Source organism: Amycolatopsis plumensis (genome assembly GCF_042652605.1).
GTDB lineage: Bacteria > Actinomycetota > Actinomycetes > Mycobacteriales > Pseudonocardiaceae > Amycolatopsis > Amycolatopsis plumensis.
Genome location: NZ_JBHSJY010000001.1, coordinates 569,490 through 582,480, shown reverse-complemented (window position 1 = coordinate 582,480; position 12,991 = coordinate 569,490). Strand labels below are relative to the sequence as shown.

Genomic DNA, 12,991 nt, shown 5'->3' with positions numbered 1-12,991 from the left:
CTACAGGTCGAGCGCCCGGCCCGCGACGACCAGCACGACCCGGTCGGCGTCGGCGGACACCCGGTTGTTGAGTGCGCCCAGCACATCACGGAACAGCCGCCCGGACGACGTTGCGGGCACCACACCGCTGCCGACCTCGTTGCTCACCGCGACCACCGGTACCCGCGCCGCGGCCCAGGCGGCGAGGAAGTCCTCGAGCCGGTCGTCGAGGCGGTGCTCCCAGCCCGGCTTCTGCCGCCACGCGCCGACGTCGTCCAGCACGCGGGACAGCCAGGTGCCGAGGCAGTCGATCAGCAGCGGCTCGGTGGCCGTGCGCAGGATGCCGGCCAGGTCGGTCGTCTCGACGGTCTTCCAGTTCGCCGGCCGCCGCGCCTGGTGCGCGGCCACCCGCGCGGCCCACTCGGGGTCGTCCTCGCCCGCGGGCAGGCCGGGCGCGACGTAGACGAGGTGCGGGTGGTGGGCCACGAGCCGCTCGGCGTGCCGCGACTTCCCCGAGCGGACGCCGCCGAGGACCAGCACCTTGCTTTCGTCGCGCCCGTACCGGCGGAGGGCACGAGCCAGGGATTCGAGATACCCGGCGAGCCGGTGGGTCAGCCCCGCCGACGTACGTTTCTTCGCGGAGGCGGCGTTGGGCACAGTCATACCCGGCATTCTGGTGCACGCGCTACCGTGCGCCACGTGCCACTCCGTCTAGGGACAACCGCGGCCGGACTCGTGACCGGATACGCAACCGACGCTCTGTTCGGTGACCCCCGAACGGGCCATCCGGTCGCCCTGTTCGGTACCGCCGCGACTCGTCTGGAACACCGTCTGTGGGCTGATTCGAAGCCGCGCGGAGCCGCGTACGCAGCGCTGTGCACCTCCGCGGCCGTCGGCCTCGGCGTCGCGCTTCAGACGGCGACGCGGCGACGTCCCTTCGCGCGCTTCCTGCTCACGGCCGCGTCCACGTGGGTTGTGCTCGGCGGACGCGGCCTCGCCGCCGAAGGGACCGAAATGGCCCGCCTGCTCGAAGCGGGCGACGTGCCCGAAGCACGTAAGAGACTCTCGCACCTCTGCGCGCGCGACGCGACAACCCTCGACTCCGCCGAGCTGACCCGCGCAGCCACCGAGTCGATCGCCGAGAACACTTCGGACGCCGTGGTCGCGCCCCTGTTCTGGGGCGCGGTCGCCGGGATGCCGGGCCTCCTCGGCTACCGCGCGCTCAACACCCTCGACGCCATGGTCGGCTACCGCTCACCGCGTTACCGCAACTTCGGCTGGGCCGCGGCGCGCGCCGACGACCTGGTCAACCTGGTGCCCTCACGAATCGGGGCGGCCCTCACGGCGCTGTGCGCGGGCGGCCGGGCACGGCAGTCCTGGCGGGTGTGGCGCTGCGACGGCGGCCGGCACCCGAGCCCCAACGCAGGCCAGGTGGAAGCGGCCTTCGCGGGAGCGCTGGACATCCGCCTAGGCGGCACGAACAGTTACGGCGGCGAGCTGGAGAGCCGGGCTCGCCTCGGCGAAGGCCGGGCCCCGGAGCCGGCGGACCTGAGGCGCGCCGTGCGCCTCTCCCGGCTGGTGGGCGCGGCCGCGGTCGCCCTCGCCGCCGCCATCGCAGCCCCCACCACTCCCTGGGGGGCGGCCCCTGTCCAGTCTATCGGTCCCCGGCGGGGCGGAACCGCCGTTCGGCGATCTGTGGACAACTCCGCCGGTGCCGGCCTGGCTGTGGACAACCGGCGATGAGCGGGCTGCTCGTCGCCGGGACGACGTCCGATGCCGGGAAGAGCCTGGTCACCGCCGGGATCTGCCGGTGGCTGGCGCGCCGAGGGGTGCGGGTGGCGCCGTTCAAGGCGCAGAACATGTCGAACAACTCCATGGTCTGCGGCGACGGGGCCGAGATCGGCCGCGCGCAGTGGGTGCAGGCGCGCGCCGCCGGGGTGGAACCCGAAGCCGCGATGAATCCGGTGCTGCTCAAGCCGGGCAGCGATCGGCGCAGCCACGTCGTCGCACTCGGGAAGCCGTTCGGCACGCTCGAAGCGGGGGAGTACGCCACCGGCCGGGCCGGGCTGGCCGAGATCGCCTTCGGGGCCTTCGAGGACCTCAGCGCGCGCTACGACCTCGTCGTCTGCGAAGGCGCGGGGAGCCCGGCGGAGATCAACCTGCGCGGCGGCGACTACGTCAACATGGGGCTCGCGCGGCGGTTCGGGCTGCCGGTGCTGGTCGTCGGCGACATCGACCGCGGCGGCGTGCTCGCGGCGATGTTCGGCACCCTCGCGCTGCTCTCGGCCGAGGACCAGGCCCTGGTCGCCGGCTGGGTGGTCAACAAGTTCCGCGGCGACGTCGGATTGCTGCGGCCGGGCCTCGACAGCCTCGAGAAGGTCACCGGCCGGCCGGTGCTGGGCGTGCTGCCGTGGCTGGACCGGGTGTGGATCGACTCGGAGGACGCCCTCGCCGTGGCGGGCTGGCGCCGCGAAACGCGCGGCGGGGGCCTCGGTGTGGCGGTCGTCCGGTTCCCGCGGGCGTCCAACGCCACCGATGTCGACGCGCTGGCCGCGGAACCCGGCGTCACGGTGACACTCACCGCCGACCCCGACGTCGTGGCGGCGGCGGATGTCGTGGTGCTGCCCGGGTCGCGCGCCACCGTGGCTGATCTGACCTGGCTGCGGGACCGCGGTCTCGACACGGCGGTGACGGCCCGCGCCGCCGCGAGACGCCCGGTCCTCGGCATCTGCGGCGGTTACCAGATGCTCACCGAGTCCATTGTGGACGAGATCGAGTCCGGCGCGGGCGAGGTGGCGGGCATCGGCCTGCTGCCCGGCCGGGTGACGTTCGCCACGGAGAAGGTGCTCGCCCGGCCCACGGGAACTTGGCGGGGGCATCCGGTGCACGCCTACGAAATCCACCACGGCTCGGTGACCACCACGAGCCCGGGCGAGTCCTTTCTGGACGGTCAGCGCGCCGGAGCGGTCTGGGGCACGATGTGGCACGGCGCGTTCGAGAACGACGCCTTCCGCCGCGCGTGGCTCACCGAAGCGGCAGCGCAGGCGGGGGTCGGGTGGGCGCCGGCGCCGGACGCCCCCGGCTTCGGCGAGCTGCGCGAGGAAATGCTGGACAAGCTGGCGGACGCGGTCGACGAGCACCTGGACACGGCAGCCCTGCGAACGCTCCTCGAGCACGGCGCACCACCGGACCTCCCGTTCGTCCCGCCCGGCGCGCCTTAGCCAGGCCGGGCGGGACGAACGGCGCGCCTCGGCGAGGCGGGTCGCTGCTTCGCTTCTTGGCGGGCTCAGGAGCGACGCGATCACCCGGACCGCGTCGCAGCCGGGGCGATGCCGCCGATGGCCGCGTCCGCCGGTCCGGTGAAGCCGGATCAGCGCCGTGACCTCGAAGAACTCAGGCGGCGACCGTGGCCCGCCGGTTCAGTGCCTTCTCCGCGAACGCGCCGAACGCCAGGCCCAGCGCCAGCCACAACGTCACCTGGGTGCCGACCGACGCCGTGCGGAAGCTCCACAGCGTCGAGGCCGGGAACGTCGCCGGGACCTCGTCGACCGACGGCATCAGCCACGCCACGACGCCGATCACCACCAGGTAGCCCGCCGCCGCGAGGAGGAAGCCGTTCCACGCTCCGACGCGGTCCGCGAGCTTGCGGCCGAACACCGTGGCGAAGATGCCCACCAGCAGGGAGACCGCGACGAAGCCGAAGTACAGCTCGGTCCGGGAGCCGATCGTGCCCGGCTGGCCCACCGCGGGCGGGTTGGCCGGGTACTTCAGGAACGGCACCAGGAAAACCACGGCGAACGCGCCCGCCGTGAGCAGCAGTGCCGTCACGCGCGGGCGCAGCGCGCCGAGCCGTCCCTGGGCGAACGCGAAGGCCAGCGACAGCAGCCCGCCGATCGCCACGCCGTACACGAGCACGCCGGTCAGCAGCCCGAGGGTGCTCTGGATGTCCCGGGGGACCAGCTCTTCCTCTTCCGCGGCAGGAGCGGGAGCCGATGCGTCGTGGGAGTGGGAGTGCGCGTGGCCGTCGCCGGACTCGAGCCCGATGGCGGCGTTCACCGACGGCTCACCGAAGGCGTAGGCGAACCCGAACGCGAGCACACCGGCGATCAGGCCCGCGAGCATACCGCGGACCAGCAAGGTCTTCATCATGGGAGCGCGTGCCGCCGATCAGTGGCAGGGGAAGGCCAGCAGGTGCCGGCCGTCGTGCACGAACTCGTGGACGTAGTTGTTCGCGAAGACCGCGAACGCGCCCTGCTCGGCGCTGACGAAGTAGAGCGCGATCAGCGCGAGGAGCGCCACGAACACCGCCCACGGCACGATCTCACGGATCGGGATGCGGATCGGGAGCGGAACGGCGGGAGCTGCCGTCTGGGTCATGGTGGCCTCCTCGGGCTTTCGCGGCCTCATCGGGGTCGGTCACGAGGATCCGGGTCTGGCTTCCCCCTGGCGGGGGTCACAGTGGCGCGACCGCGCGGACTTGCACCGCGTTCCGGAATCTCCTCGTCTGGCCGGTTGAGCGTAGGTCCCCCTTTCGGCGCCCGTCAATGTGACAATGCCGCGGTGACTCGAATGGTGGCCGCCCTCGACGTGGGCGGGACGACGATCAAGGCCGCGTTGCTCGACGAGCAGCTGCAGCCCAAGGCGGCACTGCGCGCGGAGACGGCCCGCAGCGCGGACGGGACGGCGCTCGCCGCGCAGACCGTGGAGATCGTGGCCGCGCTGGCCGAGCAGGCGGGCACCGGGCAGCCCGCGGCGGTCGGGGTGGTGGTGCCGGGGATCGTCGACGAGGAAACCCGCGTCTGCCACTTCTCGGCCAACCTCGACTGGCGCGAAGTCCACTTCGGCGAACTCCTCGAAGAGCGGCTCGGGCTGCCGGTCGCCTTCGGGCACGACGTCACCGCCGGCGGCATCGCCGAGTTCCGGGTGGGGGCCGGGCGGGGCGCGACGAACGCGGCGTTCATCCCCGTCGGCACCGGGATCGCCGCCGCGCTGCTGCTCGACGGCCGGATCCACCGCGCGCACGGGCAGGCCGGCGAGGTCGGGCACATCGACGTCGGCCACGCCGGCAAGTGCGGCTGCGGCGCGACCGGCTGCCTGGAGGCCATCTCGTCGGCGGCCGCGATCGCCCGCCGCTACACCGAGCGCACCGGGCGCCCCGCCGACGGCGCGCGCGAAGTCGTCGAGCTGGCCCGCCGCGGTGACGAAGTCGCGGTCGCCGTCGTCCAGGACGCGCTCGACGGGCTCGGCCACGGGATCCGGACGCTGCTGACGCTGCTCGGCCCGGAGGTGATCGTGCTGGGCGGCGGCCTGTTCACCGCGGCCGACTACGTGCTGGAGCCGGTGCGCGAGTGGCTGGCCGCGCACCTGACCTTCCAGAAGATGCCGGAGCTGCGGATCGCCGAGCTGGGCGACGAGGCCGGGCGGCTCGGCGCCGGGTTGCTGGCCTTCGACCTGCTCCGAGCCTGAAGCCGGCGAAGGCCACCACCCCCTGGTGGCCTTCGCCGGCGGTCAGAGGGCGCGCAGGAAGGCCAGCGACGGCATGAAGAAGTACTCGCCGCCCCGCAGCGTCACCGCCTGCGGCACCGGGCCGGCCGTCCGCTGGGCCGAGCCGCCCCAGTCCACGGTGTACTCCGACGTGCCGCGCTCGCCCTGGCCGATCACCGGGTCCAGCCCCGGTGTGACGCCGTCGACGATCGGGAACCCCGGGTTGTCCGCCCAGATCGCCTGCGTGAACTCGAACTGGTTGCCCAGCACCGAGTTGAAGGCCATGAACAGCAGCCCGACGCCGCCGCTCGGCCGCGCGGCGGGCGGCACGTCGGCGTTCGGGTCGTCCGGGCGCTCCCCGTAGGTGACGCCCCGGCGGGCCATCAGGTGGAGGCGCTCGGCGGCCGGGTCTTCGGCGCCGCCGGAACCGCGCGGGTTCGTCTTGCGGATGTGCGCCTGGAACGGGCACTTCAGCGCGGCGCGGTCGCTGTCGTAGGTGAAGTTGTTCGACACCGGGCTTTCCGCGCCGTCTTCCCGCTGGGTGGTCAGCGGCGTGCCGTCTTCGAACCGGCCGATGATCATCGCCCCGGCGCGTTCGCGGTCTTCGCCGGTGAGGCCGAGCGTGTCGGCCAGATCCGCTTCGGCCTGCTTGAACCGCCGGACGTTCTGCTCCAGTTTGCGGAAAACGAAATAGCTGCCGAAATGCACGCCGGGATCCGGGGCCGCGGTGTCGGGAACCAGCACCTGCGCCAGCGGGGCCGACGGATTCCACACGTTGATGCCGTCGGTGTTGTTCTTCTCCGCATCGACGTCTTCGGTGAGGAACAGCGGCTGGCTGCGGCCGTCGACGTACCCGAAGTGCTCGATGCCCTCGCCGCGCGCGTTGACCCGGCCGAGGCCGGTTTCCTCCGCGAGCACGGTGGCCGAATCCGGCAGCAGGTCGAGGATTTCGTTGCGGCGGGCCGTCATCGCTTTGTCCGTGGCGTCCCCGACCAGCACGACGGCGTGGATTTCCGCGCGGTAGCCCGGATCGAACGTCGACCGCGGCGGGTCGTTCAGCCGGCGCCGCGTGTCCGGCGCGGCCATCCCGCGCAGGAACGCCTCGTCCTGCGGGAAGTTCTCGACGCCGAGAACGCGGTAGCCGGCCGCGGTGAGCCCGACGCCGACGTACGGCGTGCCGCTCCCGGTACCGGTCTTGAACGCACTCACTTCGTCGAGGTGTTCCTTGGCGGACTTCATCTTCCCGGTGACCGAGACGATGAAGGCACGCGCCTCCGCCGCGTCGCCGAAGGCGAGGAACAAAGCGGACAAATGGTCGCGGACGTGGGCCTTGAGGATGTTCGGCTGCAGTTCGCCGAGCATCGTCGCGGCATCGCCGGACGCCGTGGTCCAGGACAGCGTGGTGGACAGATCGACACTCATTCGGGTCCCCTCCCGTGTGAAAAAAGCCCGCCTCTCGGCGGGCACCCGGCCGGCCGGACTCCCCCCTCGGCCGACCGGGTCCCCTGAATACAGGGTGCAGCGCCGGAGGCGGCCGATGCCACCCGATTTCTGCTTTCACACGAAAGATTAAGTTGAGCGCGAAACAGTTTCTGGCCGGAAATAATTCGCGCGTCAGGTGCCGGTGTCCGCGGAGAATGGGCGCGGGAACGCGCGCCGGTAGTCGCCCGGTGACACACCGACCTGCTTGAGGAAGTGGTGACGCAGGTTGTTCGCGGTGCCGAGGCCGCTCAGCGCCGCGACCTTCTCCATCGAAAGCGCGGTCGACTCCAGGAGCGTCTGGGCCCGGGCCAGGCGCTGGTTGAGCAGCCACTGCAGCGGGGTCGTCCCGGTGGCGCGCCGCAGCAACCGATAGAAGGTGCGCGGGCTGACCGCGGCCCGGCGGGCCAGCTCCTCGATGGTCAGCGGGCGGTCGAGGTGCGCGCGGGCCCAGTCCAGCACCGGGGCCAAGCCCTGTTCGTCGGTGGCGGGAACGGAGAGGTCGACGAACTGCGCCTGGCCGCCGGGCCGGTGCGCGGGCACGACCAGCCGGCGCGCCAGCTGGTTGGCGACGTGCGCGCCGAGGTCCCGGCGGACGAGGTGCAGGCACAGGTCGAGCCCGGCGGTCATCCCCGCGCTGGTCAGCACGTCGCCGTCGTCGACGTAGAGGACCGAGTCGTCGACCAGCACCTCGGGGTGGCGCTCGGCGAGCTGGGCGGTGTGCATCCAGTGGGCGGTGGCGCGGCGGCCGTCGAGCAGCCCGGCCGCGGCGAGCGCAAAGGCGCCGGTGCACAGCGACACCACCCGTGCGCCGTGGTCGTAGGCGTTGCGCAGGGCCGAGACCAGGTCCTCGGGCACCGGCGCGCCGTCCTCCACACAGGCGTCGGGGACCGAGGGCACGATGACCGTCTCGGCGCCGTCGAGGCCTTCGAGCCCGTACGGCGTCCGCAGGGACAGGCCGGGTGCGTCCGCCGCCGGGGAGCCGACACCGCAGATCCGCAGGTCGTACCAGGGATCGGCCAGGTCGGGCTGGGGCACTCCGAACACGGTGGCCGCAATGCTCACCTCGTACAGGTCCCAGGACCGCAGGCCCATTTCCGCGGGCACGACCAGGGCGACGACTCCCACGCTCATGCTTCCGATCGTATGGCAGGAATTTGGTGTTCGTGGTCAGTGGTGCCACTGGTTGCCGTGCGCCCGCGCTGCGAATCTGGCGTCCGATGATCACCGAACTTCTTGGGGAGCAGTGAAATGACGCAATCTGTGACCGTGCTCGGCCTCGGATCGATGGGCTCGGCACTGGCCGGGGCTCTGCTGGATCGCGGTCACGCGGTGACGGTGTGGAACCGCACGGCGGAGAAGGCGGCACCGTTGGTCGAGCGGGGCGCCCGGCTCGCGGCGACGCCCGCGGAGGCGATCGCGGCGAGCCCGCTCGTCGTCGCCTGCGTGCTCGACTACGCCGTGCTGCGGGCGGTGATCGGGTCGGTTCCGTTGTCCGGCAAGGACTTCGTCAACCTGACGTCCGGATCGCCGGAACAGGCGGAGGAAGCCGCGGGGTGGTTCGGCGCGCGGGGCGCCGGCTACCTCGACGGCGCGATCATGACCACCCCGGACGGGGTGGGCTCGGCGGAGGTGATGTTCTTGTACAGCGGGCCGCGGCCGGTGTTCGACGCGCACGAACCGGTGCTGGCCGCCCTGGGCGACCCGGTGTACCTCGGGGCGGATCCGGGCCGGGCGTCCCTGTACGACGCGGCCCTGCTGGGCCTGATGTGGTCGGCGATGGCCGGCTGGCTCCACGGCACGGCGCTGGTGGGAGCGGAGAAGACGACCGCGGCCGAGTTCACGCCGGTGGCGATCCGGTGGCTGGGCACGGTGAACCGGTTCCTGACGCGGTATGCGAGCCAGGTGGACGAGGGCCGCTATCCCGGGGACGACTCCACGGTCGATGTGCAGGTCGCGGCCATCGGGCACCTGATTCACGCGGCCGGGGCGCGCGGGGTGGACAACGCGTTGCCGGAGTTGCTGAAGTCCATGATGGAGCGGGCGAGCGAGGCCGGACACGGGGCGGACAGCTTCGCGAGCCTGGTCGAGCTGTTCGCGGGCCGGGTGGCGGCGAGGTAGGGAAGCGGCGCGAGGCGCGGCGGCCGCCGCGTGCGATCGGCGAGTCAGCCGAGGGCGGTGGTGGCTGCCCTCAGCTCGTCCAGCGCCTCGCCGGCCAGCTCGCCGAACTCCCGCTCGTTGCCCGGTGCGACCCAGCGCGCGAAGCCCGTCGTGAACGCCAAGCCGCCGATCTCGGCGGCCAGGGTGGCCGTCGGGGCCGGAACTCCGCGGGCGCCGAGGGCGTCGGCCATGGCGGCCCGCAACGTCGCGAGCTTCAGCAGCTCGCGCTCGCGCAGGTCGCTGTGGCCGGCGACCACCGCCTGGACCTGGCGCGCCCGGTCCCGTCGTTGCGGCCCGAACGGCGCCGCCGCCGCCTGCAACGCCGCCGCGACCGCCTCGATCGGGGTTGCCGAGGCCGGGGCGTCCGCGATTGCCTCGGCGAAGAGGCGGCTCAGCACTTCCTGGCCCGCGAAGAGCACTTCGCGCTTGTCGCTGAAGTGACGGAAGAACGTCCGCTTCGTCAGTCCCGCCCGCTCCGCGATCTCGGCGACCGTCACGCTGTCGTACCCCCGCTCGCCGAACAGGTCGAGCGCGGCATCGAGCAGTCGCACGCGCGTGTTCGGCTCCCAGCGGCTCATGGCCCCAGCCTAGGCGATGACACCAGGTGTCATCACGGTGCTAGGGTGATGGCACCAGGTGTCATCACTAAGGGAGAAGCTCATGCGTGTGTTCGTCACCGGCGCGTCCGGCTGGATCGGCCGGGCCCTCGTGCCCGAACTCCTCGACGCGGGCCACGAGGTCGTCGGGCTCGCCCGGTCGGACGAGGCCGCCGGCACCGTCGCCGCCATGGGGGCCGAGGTCCTCCGCGGCGACCTCGCCGACCTCGACGTCCTGCGCAAGGGGGCCGAGAGTGCCGAAGGCGTCGTCCACCTCGCCTTCGGTCACGACTTCAGCCGGATGGACGACGCCATCCGGACCGACGCGGCCGTCGTCGGTGCCCTGACCGAAGTCCTGGCGGGCAAGGCTTTCGTCGCCGCCTCGGGGACGCCGATGGTGCCCGGGCGCCCGGCGACCGAGCGGGACGAGTCCGTCTTCGCGGGCCCCGTGGCCGGCCGGGGAGACATCGCCAACGCCGTCCTGCACTCCACCGGCCGCGGCGTCCGTGCGGCCCTCGTCCGGCTGCCGCGGTCGGTCCACGGCGAAGGTGACGCCCACGGGCTCATCGCGCGCCTGGTCGTCCTTCAGCGCGAGAAGGGCGTCGCCGCGTACGTCGGCGACGGGACGCAGCGCTGGCCCGCGGTGCACGTCCTGGACGCCGCCCACCTGTTCCGGCTCGCGCTCGAGCAGGCCCCGGCGGGAGCCGTGCTGCACGCGGTCGGCGACGAAGGCGTGCGGATCCGCGACGTCGCCGAGGTGACCGGCCGCCGCCTCGGCCTGCCGGTCTGGTCAGTGGCCGCCGAAGAGCTCGGCTTCCTTGGCGGCCTGCTCGCCCTCGACCAGCCGGCGTCCAGCGTGGAAACGCAGGAGTCGCTCGGCTGGCGGCCCACGCGGCCGGGGCTGCTGGACGACCTCGAGAAGGGGTACTACGACCGCTGAGGAAACTCATGCTTGACGTAGCTAGTTATTTCAGTCGAGACTGAAACAACTAGCTACTTCTCATGGAAAGGCAGTCGGCGATGACTCCTCAGCAGGTGACGTTCAACAGCCTCGGCACCGCGTGCGCCGGTGACCTGTACCTGCCGGAGGCGGACGCCCCGGTGCCCGGCCTGGTCCTCGGCCACAGCGGGGTGATGGTCAAAGAGGCGCTGGGCGTGTTCGCGCCGTACTTCGTGCGCGCCGGGTTCGCCGTGCTGGCGATCGACTACCGCACGGTCGGGGCCAGCGAGGGCGAACCGCGGGGCCAGGACGTTCCGCAGCGGCAGGTGGAGGACTTCCGCAGCGCGATCTCCTACCTGCAGAGCCGGCCGGAAGTGGACCCGGCGCGGATCGGGCTGTGGGGCGTCAGCATCGGTGGCTCGGTCGCGGTGCAAGCCGCGGTGCTCGACCGGCGCGCGAAGTGCGTCGTGGTGCAGAGCCCCAGCGTGTGGAACGGATGGCGGTACCTGGAGCGGCTGCTCGGCCGCGCCGGGGTGCACGCGCTGCGGGACCGGCTGGACGAGGACTGGCAGCGCCGCTACGAAGGCGGGGCCAGCGCCCGGGTGCCGCACCTGACCCTGGACGGGGAGACGGTGCAGGACACGCCGGACCTGGCCGCCGAGATGTTCCCTAGCTACCGCAACGAGAAGACCCTCGACTCCACCGAGCACCTGCTCACCTTCGCGCCGGAAGACCTCATCCACCGGTTGTCGCCCACTCCGCTGCTGATGGTCGCCAACGGCGGGTGGGACCCGTACCACATGGTCGAGGAGGCCCAGAGCGCGTTCGCCAAGGCCGGCCAGCCGAAACGGCTGCAGGTGCTGCCCTACGACGTCCTCGGCCTCTACACCGGCCCGGGCCTCGACGAGGCGATGGCGCTGGCCGTGGACTGGTTCGACCGCTATCTGCGCAAGACCCGGCTCGCCACCATCACCCCGACGCCCACCCGCGAGTCGTTCGCCGCCATGACACAGTGACGGGCAACCGTCGAGCCGGCCGAGGAGGAGCGCTGTGTCCAGTGAGGACGACCGGGACGAGGTGCTGCGGTGGATCGAGCGGGTGGCCACCTTCTGCGTGGAGGAATGGGCGCTGCCCCCGATCACCGGGCGCATCCTCGGCCTGCTGATGATCTGCGACCCGCCCGAGCGCTCCGCCGGCCAGATCGCCGAGACGATCCAGGCCAGCCGCGCTTCGCTGACCTCGAACATGCGGTTCCTCGCGGCCATCGGGCTGGTCCGCAAGGTGCGCGTGCCGGGTGACCGCACCACCTACTACCGCATCGAGGACGACGCCTGGCACAAGGTGATCCAGCGCAAGCTCGACAGCCTCGGTGCCTTCGGCGACATCGCCGACGAAGGCACGAAACTCGCCGGCGGCAGCGGACCCCGGACCGAACGCATCCGCGCCGCCCAGCAATCCCTGACCTGGCTGCGGGACATCGCCGCCCACCATCCGCCGAAAGCCTGAGGACTTCCCGTGTCACGTCTGCGACCGGAGCTGGACCCGCTCCGGGAAACCCTGCTGCTCACCCTCTACGCGAGGGCCCTGGACGCGAAACAGCCCCACCCGATCCTCGGCGACACGCACTCCGCCGGCCTCGCCGACCGGATCGACTACGACTTCGCCAAGCTCAAGCTGAAGCCCAGCCTCGTCTGCGGCACCGCGCTGCGCGCCAAGAAGCTCGACGAAGCGGTCCGGGCGTTCGTCGCCGCCCACCCGGACGCCGTCGTGCTCGACCTCGGGTGCGGGCTCGACACCCGCGTCCTCCGCTGCGATCCGCCCGGCGGCGTCGACTGGTACGACGTCGACTTCCCCGACGTCGTCGCCCTGCGGCCCCGGTTCCTCCCGGACCGCTCCCGGTGCCTCGGCGCGGATCTGACCACCCCAAGCTGGCTCGACCCGCTGCCCCGCGACCGGCCGGCCATGATCGTCGCCGAAGGCCTGCTGCCGTTCTTACCCGGCGACAGCTTCCAGCGGATGACCCGTGAGCTGACCGCGCACTTCGCCACCGGTGAACTCGCCATCAACGGCTACACCCGCTTCGCGGCCTGGTCGATGAAGTACCACCCGACGATCAAGGCCATCGGCATCACCGCCGCCCAGGGCTTCGACGATCCACACGACCCCGAGACCTGGGACGCGGGCCTGACCTTGGCCGAGGAACAACTGCTCGCCCGCGCCCCGGAGGTCGACGCCTTTCCTCAGCCGCTGCGCGCGGCCACCCGGCTGATGAGCCACAGCACCGCGCTGTCCCGGCAGGGCACGCGCATCCTCCGCTACCGGTTCTGAGCGGTGGTGCAGCGCCGGCGGAGGT

General features: G+C 72.3%; 14 protein-coding genes. 8 read left to right on the top strand and 6 right to left on the bottom strand.

Translation table 11 applies throughout. The features are described from left to right. Nucleotides 1–642 (bottom strand): bifunctional adenosylcobinamide kinase/adenosylcobinamide-phosphate guanylyltransferase, encoded by a 642-nt coding sequence (locus tag ACFPLC_RS02820; protein WP_191310587.1) that lies wholly within the window; start codon nt 640–642, stop codon nt 1–3. A 36-nt stretch (nt 643–678) separates the two neighbouring features. Between ACFPLC_RS02820 and ACFPLC_RS02815 the strand changes: the two genes are divergently transcribed. Continuing rightward, nucleotides 679–1,722, top strand: a complete 1,044-nt coding sequence (locus tag ACFPLC_RS02815) for a cobalamin biosynthesis protein (RefSeq protein WP_378198940.1) — start codon at nt 679–681, stop codon at nt 1,720–1,722. Next, nucleotides 1,719–3,200: a cobyric acid synthase gene (locus tag ACFPLC_RS02810; RefSeq protein ID WP_378198943.1), complete on the top strand. Its 1,482-nt coding sequence runs from the start codon at nt 1,719–1,721 to the stop codon at nt 3,198–3,200. Before ACFPLC_RS02815 ends, ACFPLC_RS02810 begins: the two co-directional genes overlap by 4 nt. A 172-nt stretch (nt 3,201–3,372) precedes the next feature. Here ACFPLC_RS02810 and ACFPLC_RS02805 read toward each other — a convergent pair whose 3' ends face one another. After that, on the bottom strand, nt 3,373–4,128 hold the full coding sequence (locus ACFPLC_RS02805) for a CbtA family protein (RefSeq protein ID WP_378198946.1): 756 nt from the start codon (nt 4,126–4,128) through the stop codon (nt 3,373–3,375). Between the two features lie 18 nt (nt 4,129–4,146). After that, a complete protein-coding gene (locus ACFPLC_RS02800; protein WP_191310578.1) occupies nt 4,147–4,356 on the bottom strand; it encodes a CbtB domain-containing protein in 210 nt (69 codons plus the stop codon). A 192-nt stretch (nt 4,357–4,548) separates the two neighbouring features. On the opposite strand from ACFPLC_RS02800, the gene ACFPLC_RS02795 reads away from it, so the two are divergent. After that, the gene (locus tag ACFPLC_RS02795) at nt 4,549–5,445 is read left to right on the top strand and encodes an ROK family protein (RefSeq protein ID WP_378199162.1); all 897 of its coding nucleotides are present in this window, start codon (nt 4,549–4,551) and stop codon (nt 5,443–5,445) included. 42 nt (nt 5,446–5,487) lie between these two features. Here ACFPLC_RS02795 and ACFPLC_RS02790 read toward each other — a convergent pair whose 3' ends face one another. Together ACFPLC_RS02790 and ACFPLC_RS02785 are read right to left on the bottom strand one after the other, a co-directional pair. Beyond that, nucleotides 5,488–6,885 (bottom strand): Dyp-type peroxidase, encoded by a 1,398-nt coding sequence (locus ACFPLC_RS02790; protein ID WP_378198949.1) that lies wholly within the window; start codon nt 6,883–6,885, stop codon nt 5,488–5,490. A 192-nt stretch (nt 6,886–7,077) separates the two neighbouring features. Further along, nucleotides 7,078–8,037, bottom strand: a complete 960-nt coding sequence (locus ACFPLC_RS02785) for a helix-turn-helix domain-containing protein (protein ID WP_417281638.1) — start codon at nt 8,035–8,037, stop codon at nt 7,078–7,080. Nucleotides 8,038–8,193: 156 nt separating this feature from the next. On the opposite strand from ACFPLC_RS02785, the gene ACFPLC_RS02780 reads away from it, so the two are divergent. Next, a complete protein-coding gene (locus tag ACFPLC_RS02780) occupies nt 8,194–9,063 on the top strand; it encodes an NAD(P)-dependent oxidoreductase (RefSeq protein WP_378198955.1) in 870 nt (289 codons plus the stop codon). Nucleotides 9,064–9,107: 44 nt separating this feature from the next. Here ACFPLC_RS02780 and ACFPLC_RS02775 read toward each other — a convergent pair whose 3' ends face one another. Beyond that, nucleotides 9,108–9,680, bottom strand: coding sequence for a TetR/AcrR family transcriptional regulator (locus ACFPLC_RS02775; protein WP_378198958.1), 573 nt, complete (start codon nt 9,678–9,680; stop codon nt 9,108–9,110). An 82-nt stretch (nt 9,681–9,762) separates the two neighbouring features. Here ACFPLC_RS02775 and ACFPLC_RS02770 point away from each other — a divergent pair, with 82 nt between their 5' ends. The 4 genes from ACFPLC_RS02770 (at nt 9,763) to ACFPLC_RS02755 (ending at nt 12,966) form a co-directional block, all read left to right on the top strand. Beyond that, complete coding sequence (locus ACFPLC_RS02770) at nt 9,763–10,638, top strand: SDR family oxidoreductase (RefSeq protein WP_378198961.1); 876 nt, start codon at nt 9,763–9,765, stop codon at nt 10,636–10,638. 62 nt (nt 10,639–10,700) lie between these two features. Then, complete coding sequence (locus ACFPLC_RS02765) at nt 10,701–11,654, top strand: alpha/beta hydrolase (RefSeq protein WP_378235677.1); 954 nt, start codon at nt 10,701–10,703, stop codon at nt 11,652–11,654. Between the two features lie 34 nt (nt 11,655–11,688). Then, nucleotides 11,689–12,144 carry a GbsR/MarR family transcriptional regulator gene (locus ACFPLC_RS02760; protein WP_378198967.1) on the top strand — a complete coding sequence of 152 codons (456 nt, stop codon included), beginning with the start codon at nt 11,689–11,691 and terminating at the stop codon, nt 12,142–12,144. Between the two features lie 9 nt (nt 12,145–12,153). Continuing rightward, nucleotides 12,154–12,966 (top strand): class I SAM-dependent methyltransferase, encoded by an 813-nt coding sequence (locus ACFPLC_RS02755; RefSeq protein WP_378198970.1) that lies wholly within the window; start codon nt 12,154–12,156, stop codon nt 12,964–12,966. Nucleotides 12,967–12,991: the final 25 nt, after the last annotated feature.